Below are 16,822 nucleotides of genomic sequence, written 5' to 3'. Positions count from 1 at the left end.
CTGGATCGTGCCGCAGGCGATACTGATTTTCTTATTCAGAACAGAAAGTTATCGGTGTTTGTTAGCTCGGTGACTGAAACGTTCTCGACTGTGACAACAACATTGTTAAAAGCCATCACAACGTGATCCCCCTTTGCTGTAAAGTCGATTTCATCAATGCTCTGCGTGCCGCTGAGGATATCGATTTGATCCTCACCCAGTTCAAAGTCCCGGATTCGCCCGCGTCCATGGTTGCTTGCAAAGGCAAATGTGTCGTTACCGGCACCGCCGATCAGCAGATCATTGCCTTGTTGGCCGAACAGCTTGTCGTTGCCGTTACCACCAATCAAGGTGTCATTGCCAGCACCGCCGCGGAGGGTATCGGCCCCATGGGAGCCATTCAGCACATCGTCGCCTTGCTGGCCGAGCAAGCGATCGCGTCCGCTGCCACCACGCAGATCATCATCGCCGGCGCGTCCTACCAGCCGGTCGTTGCCGCCACGCCCTGACAGCAGGTCGTCTGCATCGGTTCCATCCAACACATCACGGTTGACGGTGCCAATCTGGGTCTCTCCGGTCTCCTGCTCGCCGGTATCCAGCGGCGCAGTGCCGCCAGCTTTGCGATCCTGCCAAAAGGCAATAAGAGCTTCCGCTGTTGGGCTGTCGTAGCCGCCAAAATCCTGCACGTATTTCAGGATGGAGGTGCCGTATTCATCTGTCGACGCGATATCGCTCAGCAGAAGAGTGGCGAGCCCTGATGCGCCACGCAGGTGGGCAGCGGCCATCAGGCCGGTCAGCGAAAGCGTCACATCGACCATCGCACCGTTTACATCGCGATAGGAAACGGTCTGATCAACATAGTCACTTATGCTGCGGCCCTGTTGGCCAAGGTAGTGCGAGAGTATTTCAAAATTATAGCCAAAAGCCTCGTTGATCGCAGTGTCCTGCGCGGCGTGGCTCTTGAAATCGTCCAGACTATTGACGCCGTTCTTACCCGTCCAGGTGCCGTCCCAGCGATTGATGCTATCACCGCCTAGGTAGTAAAAATCATCCTGATAATAGCCGAGGTCAATCAGCAAGGCTTCGCCGAATTGATAGCCGACAAAGCCCAGAGAATTGGTGGAGTGATACGCCATATCACGCCATTGGGTGTCACTCAGCTGGCCCCAGCTGCTGAGTTCTGGGTAGAAGCTGGCGATTGGCGCACCCACCCATTGCGTCAACTGCGCATCGCTGATCTGTCCTGCATCGTAGCGATCCCGATCCCAACCGGATTCAAAGGCCAGAAGCGCATTGCGAAAGTCATTGAAACTGCCGTTTGTCATCGTAACTGCTCCTCTAGCTCATCAACCGTCTTGGTGCGGACCGCTGTCGTGCAGCGCTGTCCGATACCTGGCATGCCGGTTAACTTTGTCGCAAGAAGGAGGCGGAAATTTGGCAAATAAATGCCTAAAAAAGGAGGGGTTGGGCGCAGTTTTGCTTGAATTTTGTAAAAATTAACTCTTAGGGCGTTCATCTATAGATGGTGTTCAACTGCGGCCTGTGTGCCTAGATCTGCCGCCCGATAAGATTACACCAGGCGGCAGAAATTAGTTAATTTCACTCAAAACGGAAACAGTTTGTTCACAGCGAAATTCTGTAGCGTGCAAAGCCGTCTGGCCCTTCACCCGCAGGTTCAATTGCGATGCTCTCAACACTGTCGATATAGTCGGCCGCTTTTGGTCCGGTGTCGAACAGCACAGAGGTGTCGGCCAGTGGTGCAAAGCGCCAGTTGGCATCTGCACGCGGGCTGATGGTGCCTTTCTCAACAATATAGCGCACGATGACATCGCGGTTGGTGTCCGGACCTTCAAAGACCACAGTATCGCCCTTGGCCCCCGGGAAGGCTCCGCCGCCGCCGGCGCGGTAGTTATTAGTGGCGATAATAAACTCCTGCGCGAGGTCAATTGGAGTACCGTTGTACTCCAAATTCACCACACGGCTTGCCCCCGGATTTTCCAGCTCACCCTTAGGGCCGAACTTCGACGGCTGAGACAGATCAATCTGATATGTCACACCGTCGATCACGTCAAAGTTGTAGCTGGGGAAGGCCGGATTGAGCAGGATCTGGTCGTTTTGACCCGGGGTGACCTGATTGAACATACCGGCAGAGCGCTCAAGCCAGTCTTTCACCTGTGCACCTGTCACACGTACCGCGCGGGCCGTGTTTGGATATAGGTAGAGATCTGCGACGTTCTTGATCGCCACATCGCCTTTAGGCACGTCGGTGTAGTAGTCTGCACCACCGCGGCCACCGGCCTTGAAGGGGGCGGCGGCGGACAGGATTGGAAGGCCTTCATGCTCGGTGCCCTTCAGCATCTGTTCAATATACCAGGTCTGCGCAATCGATACGATCTGCACCGATGGATCATCTGCGACCAGAGCAAAATAGCTGTGCAGTGGCGCGTCTGTCTTGCCTACGGCGCGGCGCACATATTGCAGGGTCTCGTCATGCTCCGTCTGAGCTGCCGCCAGCACTGCGGGGGCGCTGTCGACCAGCGCGGTGATCGAGCGGTCCTCGTTGCGCTTGGAAATGGGCCGTGCTTCGGAGGCATGACCGACCACGCGCCAGCCCGCGCCGTCTCGCTCCAGCATCAGATCGATCAGGCCCATATGGCTGCCCCAGAATCCGCCCATGGTCGCAGGCGTACCATGGATGGTACCGTTGTCGGCATCAACGCCGGCGAAATCGGCGTAGGTGGAGGAGGGGAATACAAGATGCGAATGGCCGGTTAGAATGGCGTCAATGCCCTCAACCGCCGCCAGAGGTACCGAGGCATTCTCCATGCCGTCACTTTCCTGGGCGCTGCCAATGCCAGAGTGGGACAGGGCGATAATGATATCAGCGCCTTTTTCTTTCATCTCCGGCACATAAGCGCGAGCAGTTTGCAGAATATCGCGGGCCTGCACGTTGCCTTCCAGATGGCGACGATCCCAGTTCATCACTTGCGGTGGCACAAACCCAATCAGGCCGATCTTGATCGGATGGGTATTTCCCGCACCATCGGTCAGCTCACGCTCTATGATCACATAAGGTGGCAACAGTGTCTTGTCGTCTCGTGGCGAGGCTCCGGTTGTTTTTGCGACGTTGGCACAGACCACCGGGAAATCGGCCCCGGCCAAAGATTTCATCAGGAAATCCAGCCCGTAGTTGAATTCGTGATTGCCGAGCGTTGAGGCGTCAAAGCCAACGGCGTTCATGGCCTGAATGACAGGGTGGGAGTCGCCTTCCTTCATGCCACGTTCATAGGCGATGTAGTCGCCCATCGGGTTGCCCTGAAGGAAATCACCGTTGTCTAATAGTAGGGAGTTGGTCGCTTCGGCGCGGATGTCCCCAATCAACGAAGCCGTACGCGCGAGTCCGACAGTGTCACGGGGCTTATCTGCGTAATAATCATAGGGAAACACATGCACATGCAGGTCAGTGGTTTCCATCAGGCGTAAATGCACCTGATTGGCGGCGGCCTGAACAGAAAATGGGTGCAGCGCAATCAGGCCGGCGCTGCCAGCAAGAAAGGACCGGCGATCGAGTTGGATAGGCATTTGTCACTCCGACGTCTTTTTAATAGACATTCATCCTAGCAGAAAAATATCCGGCGTCATGTGACAGTTTTGCGCTAACTTTTTGTCGAGGCTGCTATCGGTCCATGCGTAATTTTCAATATATATTAATCTGTTAAGCGACTTTGATTAGGGGCGAAGCCCAGTTTCGCGCAGCATACCCCGACGTTTCGCAGCGTAGTAGTAGCCACGCGAATAGTGCTTTACCGCTTGATCATAGCTGCCGTCTGACAAGAGCCATGCACCGCGCAGATACTTCACCGCGAATTCCAAATTGGTATCGGCATCTAAAAGATCTTTGGGCTTACCTCTAAATCCCATGGAGCGGGCTGTGGCGGGCAGGATTTGCAGCAAGCCGTAGTACGGTCGGTTGATTGCCCAGGGCCGGTGAGTGCTTTCGCGCACTGCAAGCCGATGCACCAGAGGACGTGGCACCTCATAATGATCCGCCCAGAAATTGATTTTCTGCCGCAACTCTGGCGTCTCATTCGGGTAGAGCGGTGGGGCGGTCGGTTTTTTCGGTTCGGCCGGTGCTTCGCCACAGGCGGCCAGGGCCAGTGGGCTAAGGGCAAGGGCCAGTAGCGTTCTGCGTTTGATCATTGGTGTTTGACCTGATTGCAACCCGATACCAGCGGGTCACCGGCAGATTAGGCGGGCCGTGGAGGTTGAGCAAATAACCGTTTTCCGTATCGGCGGATATCCCCGCCTTTGGTTGAGCAAGAAACCAAGAAATAAATATCTGTGCCTATCATTTGAATTTTAGCTGCTAAGGATTTGTGTGCGAACCCTGACTGTCCCAAGATCTTCGCGCGCATGAGCAGGGCTCTGCCCTGGTCCCAACACGGCTCCCGTGCCTGCGGCCCGCCTGGGATGTACATGCACAGGGGCCGCAGGGGGGAGCCTTTGCGGTCCCGCCCGGCCAATGTCTTCGACAAGTGAGTAAATACTGCCGATATCACGACATATCGGTGATCGTTTGCGCTTGGCCCATCTGCTGGTTGGACCAAACACATTGCAACGATTGCGCTTACTAGGGCTCAATCACCCGGTTAGGATTGTGCCGCGTCAGTTCGGAGGTAATCAGTTCGGGAGGAACCAGATTGCTGATTACCTCGCCCCGATATCTCGGGTTTTCAAAATTGAAACCACGTAACAGACGCAGCAGCAGGCGACGGCGTAGCACCGTCTCCTCTTGGATCATATTCTCTTCCATAGTCACCCCCAGATGACAGGCTTCCAACAACACCTTGCTCAATATCGGAACAAGAATTGCAGAAACGACCGAATGTGAGGTTACCACATCCTACGGTTTCTGCTGAGAGTTTAAGATGATTTTGATCCGTTGACGCTCTCAGCCACAGGTGCGGCTGAAGGGGCTGCGACAAAATTTAACATCCGGCCATGAAAAAGGCCGCCCCAAGGGACGGCCAATCTCAATGTCTGATAGATCAATGCCGATTAGGCGTTGGTCTCTTCGTCGCTTGCAGCCGGAGCGGCATCGTCGTCGTCATCCGACGCGGCAGAGCCGATATCGTCGAACAATTCGGAGATTTCGAATTCAGCAGCAGCTTCCTCTTCGGCAGCGAGCTCTTGAATCGATTTGCCTGTTGCCTGCAGCTCGGCTTCTTCAGCCGAACGTGCGACGTTCAGTTTGATCTGAACTTCGACTTCAGGGTGCAGCTTCACAACAACGCTGTGCAGGCCCAGGTCCTTGATCGGCGAGAGCAGAGCGATCTGCTTCTTGTCGACCGAGAAGCCTTCTTCGGTGGCTGCGTCTGCGGCGTCACGGGGAGTGACGGAACCGTAGAGCGCACCAGCGTCGGAAGCGGAGCGAATCACGATGAACTGCTGTCCGTCGAGCTTCTCAGCCAGAGCTTCTGCTTCTTTTTTGGTTTCCAGGTTGCGTGCTTCAAGCTGCGCTTTCTGGTCCTCAAAACGAGCGATGTTGTTCTGCGACGCGGTCAGCGCCTTGCCTTGCGGCAGCAGAAAGTTGCGAGCATAGCCGGGCTTTACGTCCACGACTTGGCCCATCTGGCCCAGTTTGGCCACACGTTCCAGAAGGATAACTTGCATGTGCTTATCTCCTTACTTCACGGCGTAGGGCAGCAGGGCGAGAAAGCGGGCGCGCTTGATAGCACGGGCTAGTTCACGCTGCTTTTTTGCCGAAACAGCGGTGATGCGCGAAGGCACAATCTTACCACGTTCGGAAATGTAGCGCTGCAGAAGACGAGTGTCTTTGTAGTCGATTTTCGGCGCATTGTCGCCCGAGAACGGGCATACTTTACGACGACGGAAAAACGGTTTGGCTGCCATGGTTTAGCGTCCTTTTCTCAAGCGTTGATCAGCGGCGCTCACGACGCGAGTCGCGCTCATCGCGCTTCTGCATCTGAACCGAGGGGCCGTCTTCATGTGCGTCAACCTTGATGGTCAAAACGCGCATCACGTCATCATGCAGGCGCATCAAACGCTCCATTTCCTGGATCGCCGCTGCGGATGCATCGGTCTTCAGGAAGGAGTAGTGGCCCTTACGATTTTTGTTGATCTTGTAGGCCATCGTTTTGACGCCCCAGTACTCCTGATCGACCAGCTTACCGCCGTTGTCGGACAGAACAGCACCGAAATGTTCGATGAGGCCTTCAGCTTGCGAGTTGGACAGGTCCTGACGCGCAATCATGACATGCTCATAGAGTGGCATGTGAACTCCAGTTTTTGTCTAGGCGCATTTCATAGACAGGGCGGTTGATCCTTCCGCTGCCCTGTCACGAGAGTCTGCGCGGATCGAAACGTCGCGGAAGGAAGCTCCCATATACAGCCTGCTGGAGAAAGGGCAAGACCCGTTTGCCTACGGTCATCCACGAACGGTGTGTAGGCGTGGGGCAGGGGTCTCTTGGCCGACATATACTGCGCCGACACATATGCACCAGATATACACGTGACGTTTGGTCTGCCACTCGGTGCTGTAGCGAGCCCGTTTGGGATGTTAAAGTACAGTAAAATGCAATTGTTCCTGCATAATAGCACACCGTGTGAACCTAATTTTAGCAAAATTGTGAAAATTTGAACGCAAGGCACAGGGTCGGAGATCGGTCGGCGTGTTCGGGAGTTCAATACGGAAAGCAGATGCCAGGACGGCGGATCGCGGAACCATGCGCGACACAGGCAGGACACAGGCATGAAGCAGAGCGTCTAACCTAGGGCGGTTCAGCTTACGCCGCAGAACGATTGGTCGGACCCGTATTTACCGCAAGTCCGCCCCAATTCGGCCCCAATGCTGGCGTCAACCTTGGTTAATGAAGCGTTAACGAGGGTGGCCAGACCAAATCAACCGCGCAAAGCAAGCGCGAGAGGCAAGGCAGGCAGCAAACCACAACCGCGTGAACTGTGAAAGGGATCAGAGATGAGCATCATCGAACCATCCGAGATGGGTTTCCAGCCGGTACAACACGGGCGATCTTATCATGCTGGTCAGGGTGCTAGTTCGCAGTCCCGTGCGGCCCGTCGTTTGGCAGATCTGGCACGGTCTGCGCCGCTGAACTTGCAAGTGCAAGCCAACTGGCAGGTGCGGTCTATTCTGTTGCGGATCCTTGGCGGCGGTATGGTGCTCGGTTCCATGGGGCTGTGGCTTTTGCCGGACGCGGGCATCGACCCGCAGATGTCTCTGATCCGGATCGGCATCTCTATTGCTTTTCTTTTTGTTGGTCTGATCCTGTTGACCACTCACCACCCTGACAGCCAACCAGAAGCTTGTTTTGACCCGATCCGGCGAGAGCTGCGTATTCTGCGTAAGACCCGCAATGGAGCGCCACGGATTGTCCTGCGTCGCAGCTACAGCAGCCTTGGCGGTGTGCGCCTATCCGCAGATGCGATTTCGGTTCTGGACACCGACGGCACGATCCTGATGGAGCTGCCGATCGAGAGCAACGACACACGGATGCGCCTGCGCGACCAGCTGAGCGGTGCATTGCCTATCGTCAGCTGAGCCGACCGCTCAGCCGGGATGGCCTTCAGACATCGCCATTCGACCACCAGCATCACAACTGCGCGAGAACCCGCTGCTGGGCGCAGAAGCCGCTTTGGTTGTTCATGTGAACACAGATAGTGTTGGGAATTGCCGACTTCCCTTTGCTATGCCAAAACCGTCATCTGGGAAGTGATGTTATTCGGTCCAATGGAGCCAAAAACTATGAAAAACACTCTTATTGCTGCTGCCCTGATGGGTGCCGCTGCCACTTCGGCTTATGCCGCACCCGAAGCCTATACGCTGGATGCCAGCCACAGCCAGGTTGTGTTTAGCTATAACCACCTGGGCTTCTCCACTACATACGGCATGTTCTCTGGTTTTGAGGGCGAGATTTCCTTTGATCAGGAAAACCCCGAAGCTTCCAGCGTGTCGGTCTCCATGCCTGCAACGTCCATGCTGACCGGTTGGGAAGGGCGCTTTGATCACTTCATGTCCAAGGATTTCTTTGGCGCTGATGATGCAGAGATGATCACCTTCAAATCCACCGGTATCAAAGTCACCGGCGAAAACGCTGCTGAGATTACCGGCGACCTGACACTGAACGGTGTTACCAAAACTGTGGTTCTGGACGCGGCCCTGAACCAGGTTGGCCAGCACCCGATGGCGGGCAAGCCTTGGGCTGGTTTCGATGCAACCACAACCTTGCTGCGTTCTGATTACGAACTTGGCAAATTCGCGCCCTTCGTCAGCGATGAGGTCGAAGTCAAGATCTCTGTCGAAGCGATGAAAGCCGAGTAACGCCTTTGGCATAGGGTGGCGCGATAAAATCGGCCGCCGCTAAATTGTTGAACCGCCATCCAATCCGGGTGGCGGTTTTTCTGTGTCCAGCCCGCAAACCGTTTTATCAAAACTGAGCCTAAAATGTTGATGCTAACGCCGGGCTGAGCCAGTTGCGATTTCAAAGGTGGCCGCATAGTCCGTGCTTGGTCGCTAGTCCGACAAACCTTCGCGGCTGTCCCAATCGATCTGCGGTTGTTGGCCGATGATGCCGTGCGGATTATGGTCGCCGTCATTGATATAATACCCATACCGGATTTCATCGAAATCAACGGTTTGCCGAATATCGGGTATCTGAAAAATGCGACGGGTAAAACGCCATAATCTTGGATAGTCGACCAGTCTTTTGCGGGTACAGCGAAAATGCGTGGCGTAGACCGTATCGAACCGCACCAGGGTTGCGAACAATCTCACATCTGCCTGCGTAAGGCTGTCTCCGAATAGGAACGTTTGGCCGTTCAGGCGATCTTCCAGCTCGTCTAGAGTGCGAAAAACAGTATCGACGGCATCCTCATATTCAGCTTGTTTCTGAGATTTTCCAGCACGATAGACAGCATTGGATAAGCCATCAAATATGTGTTGTGTCAGAGCGTCTACCTTGTCGAGCAGGCCAGCGGGTCGGAGGTCGATCGTTGAGCTAGTGGCGTCGAATGCAGATATGATATCGGCGGAAGAATTGGACACTATTCTGCAGTGGTGCGCATCCCACAGCACCGGAACTGTCGACCGTCCTGTGTAGTTGGCATCTGTTGCGGTGTAGAACTGATGCAGGTGTTGATAGTCCGAACGATTGGGAATTGGTCCGCCGGGTAGCAGTCCATATCCTTCTCGCCTTGGACCACCGGCCCATTGGATGCCCACGGTGTGCTTCAAACCCGCGAGAACCAATGCGATAACAGCACCATGGGACCACGGGCAGCTCGCTGACGCGATCAGAAAGAACCGGTTTTGAGTGTTGCTCAACTCCGCCAGTATTTGATCATCAACAGACGTCGGAAGGGCGCTTTGCTCACGTCGATATGTGCCAGACACCATCGTGCGGTCAGCAGAGGCGTCCCACTTTCCATCAATCAGCATTCCCATGATCTATCTACCTGCCTGTAGCTCTTTTTGAATGTTTATCACTTGGGGCCTGAGGCGAACAACACCCATAGGGGCGAAGCTCCGCGATACAATGAAAGCGAGGGTCAATACTCGCCTTCTGCACTGGTTTGCCGGAGAACATCACAGGGGATGGCAGGTTCGGTTTTGTAGATCTCTGAAATGAAATGCGTCGTGTATCGGACGATGTTGTCATCATCGTCAAAAAGCCGGTCGCAGACGTCCTGATATTCAACCATATTCTGGAAATTCCCGATAAGTATCGCATCTACCTCACCGGTGACACCGTAAGCATATGCAATGGAGGGCTCTGCCTCGACGCGCCGAGCAAAGGCTTCTCTGTCTGCGCGCGTATGATCTCTTGTCGTTGTCGCAATGATTGCCTTCAAGCCGCGCCCGAGTTTGGCTGCATCCGCGAGGAAGATGTTCTTGGCCAGAAAACCAGATTTCTGAAGGTCACGAACCCGCCTCAAACATGTGGATGGAGTTGAGTTCACGATCTCAGCCAATTCCGCATTTGTCATATCGCCACGCTTTTGCAGAGCTTCGATAATTCGGATGTTGAGTGTGTCCATAAAGGGCCTGCAATATTATGCCATTTTTTGGGAAATATTGATCACACCCTGCATCAAAAATCTATAGCACCCATGTAAGTTTCAACACATCCGCCAAACAGGAGAGACCACGTGACGTTCAACATAGGTGTCGGCCCCAACATCAGGAAATCTGTCTATTTCGATGCAACAGTAGCGGATGGGGTTTCGTGTTTTTCAGTTTATAATCATATGCTTATTCCATCGAATTTTGGTAACCCACAGGCAGAATACGATAGCCTGATGACCGGTGTGGCAATGTGGGATGTCGCGGCTCAGCGCCAGATCGAGATTTCTGGATCAGACGCCGCGCAGCTTATTCAATATCTGACCACGCGGGATATGAGCAAAACCAAGATTGGCCAAGGCCGCTATGTGCCGATTTGCAACCACCAAGGCAGCCTTATCAATGATCCGGTATTGTTGATGCTCGCCGCGGATCGGTTTTGGCTCTCGATAGCGGACAGTGACATTGAGCTTTGGGCAAGTGCAATCGCGGCCGAACGTGGGTTGAATGTGCGGGTGTTTGAGCCTGATGTGTCGCCGCTCGCCATCCAAGGCCCATTGGCGGAGGCGCTTGCAGCGGATCTGTTTGGCGACTGGGTCAAAGACCTGAAATACTTCGGCTTTGCACAGACTGAGTTGCAAGGAGTTCCGCTTTTGCTGGCACGTTCGGGTTGGTCAAAACAAGGTGGGTTTGAACTATATTTGCAGGACGGATCGCGTGGTATCGAACTGTGGAATATCGTGAAAGCAGCAGGTGCAGCTTATGGTATCCGACCAGGTGCACCAAATGATGTGGAGCGCCTCGAAAGCGGGTTGGTCTCTTATGGGGCGGATGGGCGATTACAAACAAACCCCTGCAACCCTTTTGAAATCTCGCTGGGCAAGCTGGTTGACTTCGAAAAATCGGATGACTTCGTCGGACGGGCGGCGCTTCTTAAAATCAAGGCCGAAGGTCCAAAGCGAAGGCGTGTTGGCTTTGTTATCTCCGGCCCACGAATTCTTGCGTGTCAGCATTCACTGGACGTGCAAACAACAAGCGGACAGACCGTTGGTATCTTGAGTGAATTTATTTATTCCCAACGGTTTGGAAAGAACATTGGCGTTGGAATGATCGCAACAGATGTTGACAGTGATGCGTCAGACCTCGTGGTCCAAATGGATGGGGATGCGCGTCAAATCAGCGTTGCGCGATTGCCTTTCGATCTGTAGCCGCTTTGCGTTGAAGCCCCGGCCCAAGCGATCAGCTCGGGCCGGGGCTTTGGGGATAGATAACTGGTTGTTTTGACAAGAGCCGGAGCCAAGCCGGCCCATGCCAACTCAATCCTTGCCAATTCAGCCTCTAACGCGCGCGATTGGCAGTCAGATCCACGGCAATGCCCACAGCAAAAGCGAGCGAACCTTCATCCATGACGCCACGACCCACGTTGAAATCCAGACGGTTCACCTCAACGCTGCCTGTCATGACGGCAGCGTCGCCCTGCAAATCCAAGGAGAAAGGCAGGCGCAGAGGCACCTCCTGGTCACGAATTCTCAGGGTGCCATCAGCGACGTATCCGTCCGCTAGTTTTAAAATTTCTGCACTGAATACTGCGGTAGGATAGGTGGAGCTGTCGAAATAGTCGGGACCCATGGCCTGATCGGTGACCGAGGCCAGCATCAGAGATGGGATTGCAATGGTGACGGTGACGGTGCCCGCAGGGCCGGGGGCTTCTGGCTCTTCAAAATCAATGGTCGCCTGCCATTGGTCGAACTGGCCACGTACCTCGCTGCCCATCTGCACAATAGTCAGGGCTAGGGTGCCGTCTGCAACAACCCAATTGCCCGACGGCGCCGGAGGTGTTGTGGACGTATCTGAGGCATCTGCATGATCGGCAGGACCATGGCTATGCGGCGCGTAAAGCCCTAAGGCCCCGCCACCCGCCAGCACCATAACCCATATTGCCAACGCCACCATCATCGGCGCGACGCCGTGGGTGACATCTGTCTGCTGTTCCACAGCCGGTGCTGACCCGGGCAACATCCGTCGCAGAGTGGCGTCGCGGTCGATGATTTGATGCTTCAGCGCCCCCGCGATGTGAAGTGCCAGAGAGACTGCAAGGGTCCAGACAAACAGCCAATGCAGCCCGCCAAAGGCCGCAGCAACACCTTCAGATTTGGCGACAAACGGCAAACTCTGACCAAAGGGCCACCAGATTGGCGCAAAACCAGTGGTCGCAGCATGGTGGATCCAGCCAGTTAACGGTGCCGCAACAAGCGACCCATAGAGCAGCCAATGGACGACTTCGGCCAGTAATGTCTCCAGTCGTCGTTCGGGGTGCAGCGGAACCGGTTTTGGTTGGCTCAGCGCCCAGAGGATGCGCAGCAGTGCGGTCAAGAATAGGGTCAACCCCAGCGTTTTATGCAGCGAAAACAGCCGCGCAGCGCGGTTTAGCGTTGCTTGCGCGCCATCAAAGTCGGCGCTTTGGATGTAATGCGCCAGATCAGTGGCGAAATACCCCAGAGGGAAGACGGCCAGCATCAACAGGGCGGTCAGCCAATGAAACACCTTGGCAACGCTGCCATAGTGCAGGGTGGTGTTCTGGCGGGAAACGACGGGCGCGGGCGAGGACACAGGAGAGGACACGACAAGCAGCACTTTCTCGTTGGGAGTGATGGGAATAGTCTATCCCGTGAGCAATTTGTGACAATACGCAACTCTGTCACCTGATGCACAGCTTTGGTGCATCGGCGCAAGCCTTTGCTTGTACGTAGCGTCACCTGCGTCTAAACCCGGTGCAACGCAGATATGCAGACAAGATGAGGTCTCAGATGACAATTGCATTCGTGTTTCCGGGGCAGGGCGCGCAGACAATCGGTATGGGCAAGGCTTTGGCAGAGGCCTATCCGGCCGCCAAAGCCGTCTTCGACGAGGTTGACGCCGCACTGGGAGAAGCGCTGAGCCAGCTGATTTGGGAAGGTGATATTGAAACCCTGACACTGACTCAGAACGCCCAGCCTGCGCTGATGGCGACCTCGCTCGCGGCTATGCGCGCGCTGGAAGCTGAAGGTATCAGCATCGATAAGGCCGCATTTGTGGCGGGTCACAGTCTGGGTGAATACTCCGCTTTGGCAGCAGCAGGTACGATTTCAGTGGCTGATACCGCACGCTTGCTGCGCATCCGCGGCAAGGCAATGCAAAGTGCAGTGCCAGTGGGTGAGGGCGCGATGGCCGCCATTCTTGGGCTAGATCTGAATGCGGTGAGAACCGTTGCAGAGGAGGCCGCACAGGGTGAGGTCTGCCAGGCTGCCAACGACAATGATCCCACGCAGGTTGTTGTCTCCGGAGCGAAGGCCGCGGTCGAGCGCGCAGCAGAAATTGCCAAGGCAAAAGGCGCTAAACGGGCTGTGATGCTGCCGGTCTCTGCCCCTTTCCATTGTGCATTGATGCAGCCTGCCGCCGATGTCATGGCCGAGGCGCTGGCCGGGGTTGAGATCACATCCCCTGCCGTGCCGCTGATCGCCAATGTGCGCGCGGATGCCGTTACTGACCCTGATGAGATCCGCAAACTGCTGGTCGAACAGGTCACCGGTTCTGTACGCTGGCGTGAAAGCGTGCAGTGCATGGCCGCCAAAGGCGTGACCGAGTTCTGGGAGATCGGTGCAGGCAAAGCGTTGTCAGGGATGATCCGCAAGATCGACCGTAGCCTCAGCAGCCGCCAAGTTGGCACCACCGAGGACGTAACCGCTGCCACTGAGGCCTGAGCGTAGAATTTTCATAAGATACTGGCCCGTTTGATCTGAACATGACGACAGACCCGAGGCCAGGGACGAGATAAAGGAAACCATATGTTTGATCTGACCGGCAAATCTGCCCTTATCACTGGTGCCTCCGGTGGCATTGGCGGTGATATCGCACGCACGCTCTATGCCGCTGGCGCCACTGTTGGCCTCTCCGGAACGCGCGAGGCACCGCTGCAAGAGTTGGCGGCGGAGCTGGGCGATCGCGCGCATGTACTGCCTTGCAATCTTTCAGATGCGGAGGCGGTTGAGGCGCTGCCGAAACAGGCGATTGCAGCCATGGGGTCGGTGGATATTCTGGTCAATAACGCTGGCATTACCCGCGACAATCTCTTCATGCGTATGAAAGATGATGAGTGGAACAGCGTTCTGGAAGTGAATCTGACGTCGACCATGCGACTGTGTCGAGGAGTTCTGCGCGGCATGATGAAGGCGCGTTGGGGCCGGATTATCAATATCTCCTCCATCGTCGGAGCCACCGGCAACCCCGGTCAGGGCAACTATGCCGCCGCTAAGGCTGGCATGGTTGGTATGTCCAAATCGCTGGCCTATGAGGTTGCGAACCGGGGTATCACGGTCAATGCGGTTGCTCCCGGCTTTATTGCTACAGCGATGACGGAGAAGCTGAACGACACCCAGAAAGACGCAATTCTGACCCAAATCCCCAGCGGTCGTATGGGCAATCCCGCAGAAATTGCGTCTGCCGTATTGTATCTGGCAAGCGGCGAAGCAGGCTATGTCACGGGTACCACATTGCACGTGAATGGCGGCATGGCGATGCTCTGATCTGGGGCTCTGAACGCTCCCGCTTTTGGCTTTGCCACGGCTGATTCATCTAGCCCGGCTCCGGTTCCCCGGTGGCCGGGTTTTTCGTAGAGGGCCGTCTCATCGTGGGGTGGCGGCATGTCTTCGACGGGTGGCTGTATGGCGAATGAAACACCATGATCTACGTGGAGTGTTCGTTGAGAATTGGGGCATTCTTCGGCGTATTCACGTGTCTGCATCACAGCTCTATGCGCTAAATTCAGCCTGAAACCCAATTGGAGATCAGTCAAAACATGCTGAAAAATAATAAAAAATTCACCTTCTTGCTGTGCGAGCTGTAAAAAATAAAATATACAAGCCTTGCATATGAGGTCGCCTGTGGCCAAATGCTGAACCTGTCGCCTGAGCCTCAGGGGATAGGCCATTGGCTGGTGGTTGCAGTGATGCTGCGAAACCGTTTGCCTCTGCGTCGGTCTGTGTTATAGGCGGCGCATATTCGCCTTCTGTGGGTCCATGCCGGACCGGCAGTGGCACGTCCTGCTATGTGGGACACGATCGCCCGCATCGGGCACAACCAAGCCGCCCCGAGCGGGCAAGGGCAGAACCGGGCGAATGCCCTGACAAGATGAGGAATTGACATGAGCGACGTCGCAGACCGCGTAAAAAAGATCGTTGTGGAACACCTGGGTGTTGAAGAAGACAAAGTGACCGAGAACGCGTCGTTCATCGATGATCTGGGCGCAGACAGCCTGGATACCGTTGAGCTGGTCATGGCTTTCGAAGAAGAGTTCGGCATTGAGATCCCTGATGATGCGGCCGAAACTATCCAGACCTTTGGCGATGCGGTGAAGTTCATCAGCGAAGCTTCCTGATCCCACCTAATTGGTGACGGTCACAGACGGCGCTTTCCTTATAGGAAAGCGCCGTTTTGCATTTGGTGGACGTTTCCGACCCATGTGAGGTCGGCTTTTCTCCTTAGACGGGAACAAACTCCGTGCTAGCCTTGACGAAACTGCCGACGACAGGAGGGCATTGCGATGATGATCTACCCCACAATGGAATTGAAAGACGGGCGCTGCGTTACGCTGGATAAGGGGCGGCTTGATACCGCCATGATCTGGCACGTGGACCCGGTTGCGACCGCCAGCAGTTTTGCGTCTGATGGTGCGGAATGGATGCATCTGACGGACTTCGATGCCATCGAAGGCGACAACCGCAATGCCGAGCTAGTGGAAGAGATTATCCGCACCGCAGGTATCCCGGTACAGCTCGGTGGTGGGATGCGCAGCCGTGAACATGTCGAGCACTGGATCGACAAAGGGGCAGGCCGCGTTGTTGTCGGCACGCTGGCTGCACAAGATCCCGCACTGGTGCGTATGCTAACCCGCCTTTATCCTGACCAGATCGTTCTGGCGGTTGATGTCTGGGAAGGTCAAGTGATGACAGACGGCTGGCGTCAGGCCGGATCGTTCTCGCCCGATGCCTTTGTTGAGGCTTTTTCCGATTGTCCCTTCGCCGGGATTATCATCACCGATATCGATAGCGACATGTCCGATGTCGAAGCGCAGCTTGGCCTGATAGCGGGTCTTGCCGAGAAAGCCCGCACGCCTGTGATCGCCAGCGGTGTAGTGCGCACTGTCGATGACGTGGCGCGGCTAAAATATATCGGGTCAGTCTCTGGTGCGCTGGTCGGGCGGGCGCTGTTTCGCAAGACGCTGACGCTGACTGATGCCTTGGAGGCTGCGACTCCGAACCGTGAACCGGTGGCTGAATTCCGCTAAATCAGCGCATTGCCGCCATTGCTTAGATAATTGGGTTGCGTGGTTGCAAGACTGCGCAGCCCATTTGTATTTATTGCCCTACTTGTTCGCACTCGACATCGCTGGTTTTCGCCACTCACCGCCAGCCCTCCGAGGCAACCTTGTTAGCAATTTCCGTCGTTGAACACATCCCAGTCGGGCTATCTTCCGCTTTCTAAAACGGTCTGAATTCCGGGAGTTAACCTAACAATACCCAAAACCGGATTGCTGATAGAATATATGCGCGAAGGGGCGCGGTGTGCCGTCCGCAAGCCCCTTCGCAGACCAAAATCCAACAGCGTAGGGCGTTCAAACAAGAACAAAATGCACCATTTATGCGATGCCCAAACTACCGCAAACTTAGATCAAGTGCCCTACCACCGGGCACCGCGTGCCAGCCAATT

17 protein-coding genes are annotated in these 16,822 nt (G+C 55.3%); 7 read left to right on the top strand and 10 right to left on the bottom strand.

Going from position 1 to position 16,822, the window contains the following annotated elements:
• Positions 1 to 35: 35 nt before the first annotated feature.
• The 7 genes from ACEWZM_RS01635 to rpsF all read right to left on the bottom strand — a co-directional run bounded on the left by ACEWZM_RS01635 (position 36) and on the right by rpsF (position 6,274).
• Positions 36 to 1,304 (bottom strand): calcium-binding protein, encoded by a 1,269-nt coding sequence (locus ACEWZM_RS01635; RefSeq protein ID WP_414004784.1) that lies wholly within the window; start codon positions 1,302 to 1,304, stop codon positions 36 to 38.
• A 298-nt stretch (positions 1,305 to 1,602) separates the two neighbouring features.
• Positions 1,603 to 3,561 (bottom strand): bifunctional 2',3'-cyclic-nucleotide 2'-phosphodiesterase/3'-nucleotidase, encoded by a 1,959-nt coding sequence (locus ACEWZM_RS01630; RefSeq protein ID WP_414004783.1) that lies wholly within the window; start codon positions 3,559 to 3,561, stop codon positions 1,603 to 1,605.
• A 147-nt stretch (positions 3,562 to 3,708) separates the two neighbouring features.
• Complete coding sequence (locus tag ACEWZM_RS01625; protein WP_414004782.1) at positions 3,709 to 4,179, bottom strand: transglycosylase SLT domain-containing protein; 471 nt, start codon at positions 4,177 to 4,179, stop codon at positions 3,709 to 3,711.
• Positions 4,180 to 4,609: 430 nt separating this feature from the next.
• A complete protein-coding gene (locus tag ACEWZM_RS01620; protein WP_414004781.1) occupies positions 4,610 to 4,780 on the bottom strand; it encodes a peptidyl-tRNA hydrolase in 171 nt (56 codons plus the stop codon).
• A gap of 257 nt (positions 4,781 to 5,037) precedes the next feature.
• Complete coding sequence (rplI, locus tag ACEWZM_RS01615; protein ID WP_414004780.1) at positions 5,038 to 5,652, bottom strand: 50S ribosomal protein L9; 615 nt, start codon at positions 5,650 to 5,652, stop codon at positions 5,038 to 5,040.
• A gap of 12 nt (positions 5,653 to 5,664) precedes the next feature.
• Positions 5,665 to 5,892, bottom strand: coding sequence for a 30S ribosomal protein S18 (gene rpsR / locus ACEWZM_RS01610; protein WP_005982441.1), 228 nt, complete (start codon positions 5,890 to 5,892; stop codon positions 5,665 to 5,667).
• Positions 5,893 to 5,920: 28 nt separating this feature from the next.
• Positions 5,921 to 6,274, bottom strand: a complete 354-nt coding sequence (gene rpsF / locus ACEWZM_RS01605) for a 30S ribosomal protein S6 (protein WP_414004779.1) — start codon at positions 6,272 to 6,274, stop codon at positions 5,921 to 5,923.
• Between the two features lie 702 nt (positions 6,275 to 6,976).
• Between rpsF and ACEWZM_RS01600 the strand changes: the two genes are divergently transcribed.
• Positions 6,977 to 7,558 carry a hypothetical protein gene (locus tag ACEWZM_RS01600; RefSeq protein ID WP_414004778.1) on the top strand — a complete coding sequence of 194 codons (582 nt, stop codon included), beginning with the start codon at positions 6,977 to 6,979 and terminating at the stop codon, positions 7,556 to 7,558.
• A 204-nt stretch (positions 7,559 to 7,762) separates the two neighbouring features.
• Positions 7,763 to 8,338: a YceI family protein gene (locus tag ACEWZM_RS01595; protein WP_414004777.1), complete on the top strand. Its 576-nt coding sequence runs from the start codon at positions 7,763 to 7,765 to the stop codon at positions 8,336 to 8,338.
• Between the two features lie 192 nt (positions 8,339 to 8,530).
• On the opposite strand, the gene ACEWZM_RS01590 is transcribed toward ACEWZM_RS01595, so the two are convergent.
• Entirely contained in the window at positions 8,531 to 9,460 is a 930-nt protein-coding gene (locus ACEWZM_RS01590; protein ID WP_414004776.1) for a glutathione S-transferase C-terminal domain-containing protein, read from the bottom strand.
• Positions 9,461 to 9,564: 104 nt separating this feature from the next.
• Positions 9,565 to 10,053, bottom strand: a complete 489-nt coding sequence (locus tag ACEWZM_RS01585) for an Lrp/AsnC family transcriptional regulator (protein WP_414004775.1) — start codon at positions 10,051 to 10,053, stop codon at positions 9,565 to 9,567.
• Positions 10,054 to 10,164: 111 nt separating this feature from the next.
• On the opposite strand from ACEWZM_RS01585, the gene ACEWZM_RS01580 reads away from it, so the two are divergent.
• Entirely contained in the window at positions 10,165 to 11,286 is a 1,122-nt protein-coding gene (locus tag ACEWZM_RS01580) for a glycine cleavage T C-terminal barrel domain-containing protein (RefSeq protein WP_414004774.1), read from the top strand.
• Between the two features lie 130 nt (positions 11,287 to 11,416).
• Here ACEWZM_RS01580 and ACEWZM_RS01575 read toward each other — a convergent pair whose 3' ends face one another.
• Positions 11,417 to 12,700 (bottom strand): cytochrome b/b6 domain-containing protein, encoded by a 1,284-nt coding sequence (locus tag ACEWZM_RS01575; protein ID WP_414004773.1) that lies wholly within the window; start codon positions 12,698 to 12,700, stop codon positions 11,417 to 11,419.
• Between the two features lie 185 nt (positions 12,701 to 12,885).
• On the opposite strand from ACEWZM_RS01575, the gene fabD reads away from it, so the two are divergent.
• The 4 genes from fabD to ACEWZM_RS01555 all read left to right on the top strand — a co-directional run bounded on the left by fabD (position 12,886) and on the right by ACEWZM_RS01555 (position 16,400).
• Complete coding sequence (fabD, locus tag ACEWZM_RS01570) at positions 12,886 to 13,818, top strand: ACP S-malonyltransferase (protein WP_414004772.1); 933 nt, start codon at positions 12,886 to 12,888, stop codon at positions 13,816 to 13,818.
• 84 nt (positions 13,819 to 13,902) lie between these two features.
• Entirely contained in the window at positions 13,903 to 14,640 is a 738-nt protein-coding gene (gene fabG, locus ACEWZM_RS01565; RefSeq protein ID WP_414004771.1) for a 3-oxoacyl-[acyl-carrier-protein] reductase, read from the top strand.
• A 617-nt stretch (positions 14,641 to 15,257) separates the two neighbouring features.
• A complete protein-coding gene (locus ACEWZM_RS01560; protein WP_005982462.1) occupies positions 15,258 to 15,491 on the top strand; it encodes an acyl carrier protein in 234 nt (77 codons plus the stop codon).
• A 165-nt stretch (positions 15,492 to 15,656) separates the two neighbouring features.
• Positions 15,657 to 16,400: a 1-(5-phosphoribosyl)-5-[(5-phosphoribosylamino)methylideneamino]imidazole-4-carboxamide isomerase gene (locus ACEWZM_RS01555; RefSeq protein WP_414004770.1), complete on the top strand. Its 744-nt coding sequence runs from the start codon at positions 15,657 to 15,659 to the stop codon at positions 16,398 to 16,400.
• The last annotated feature ends 422 nt before the right edge of the window (positions 16,401 to 16,822 follow it).

The sequence above is a fragment of the Phaeobacter cretensis genome (genome assembly GCF_047372505.1).
Classification (GTDB): domain Bacteria; phylum Pseudomonadota; class Alphaproteobacteria; order Rhodobacterales; family Rhodobacteraceae; genus Phaeobacter; species Phaeobacter cretensis.
The sequence above is the reverse complement of the archived record's forward strand: the minus strand, read 5'-3'. Positions and strand labels throughout refer to the sequence as shown.

Coding starts and splice junctions, on each gene's coding strand:
- rpsF (WP_414004779.1), bottom strand. CDS start 6,274: ATGCCACTCTATGAGCATGTCATGATTGCGCGTCAGGACCTGTCCAAC.
- ACEWZM_RS01620 (WP_414004781.1), bottom strand. CDS start 4,780: ATGATCCAAGAGGAGACGGTGCTACGCCGTCGCCTGCTGCTGCGTCTG.
- rplI (WP_414004780.1), bottom strand. CDS start 5,652: ATGCAAGTTATCCTTCTGGAACGTGTGGCCAAACTGGGCCAGATGGGC.
- ACEWZM_RS01555 (WP_414004770.1), top strand. CDS start 15,657: ATGATGATCTACCCCACAATGGAATTGAAAGACGGGCGCTGCGTTACG.
- ACEWZM_RS01595 (WP_414004777.1), top strand. CDS start 7,763: ATGAAAAACACTCTTATTGCTGCTGCCCTGATGGGTGCCGCTGCCACT.
- fabD (WP_414004772.1), top strand. CDS start 12,886: ATGACAATTGCATTCGTGTTTCCGGGGCAGGGCGCGCAGACAATCGGT.
- ACEWZM_RS01630 (WP_414004783.1), bottom strand. CDS start 3,561: ATGCCTATCCAACTCGATCGCCGGTCCTTTCTTGCTGGCAGCGCCGGC.
- ACEWZM_RS01585 (WP_414004775.1), bottom strand. CDS start 10,053: ATGGACACACTCAACATCCGAATTATCGAAGCTCTGCAAAAGCGTGGC.
- ACEWZM_RS01590 (WP_414004776.1), bottom strand. CDS start 9,460: ATGGGAATGCTGATTGATGGAAAGTGGGACGCCTCTGCTGACCGCACG.
- ACEWZM_RS01600 (WP_414004778.1), top strand. CDS start 6,977: ATGAGCATCATCGAACCATCCGAGATGGGTTTCCAGCCGGTACAACAC.
- ACEWZM_RS01635 (WP_414004784.1), bottom strand. CDS start 1,304: ATGACAAACGGCAGTTTCAATGACTTTCGCAATGCGCTTCTGGCCTTT.
- rpsR (WP_005982441.1), bottom strand. CDS start 5,892: ATGGCAGCCAAACCGTTTTTCCGTCGTCGTAAAGTATGCCCGTTCTCG.
- ACEWZM_RS01625 (WP_414004782.1), bottom strand. CDS start 4,179: ATGATCAAACGCAGAACGCTACTGGCCCTTGCCCTTAGCCCACTGGCC.
- fabG (WP_414004771.1), top strand. CDS start 13,903: ATGTTTGATCTGACCGGCAAATCTGCCCTTATCACTGGTGCCTCCGGT.
- ACEWZM_RS01560 (WP_005982462.1), top strand. CDS start 15,258: ATGAGCGACGTCGCAGACCGCGTAAAAAAGATCGTTGTGGAACACCTG.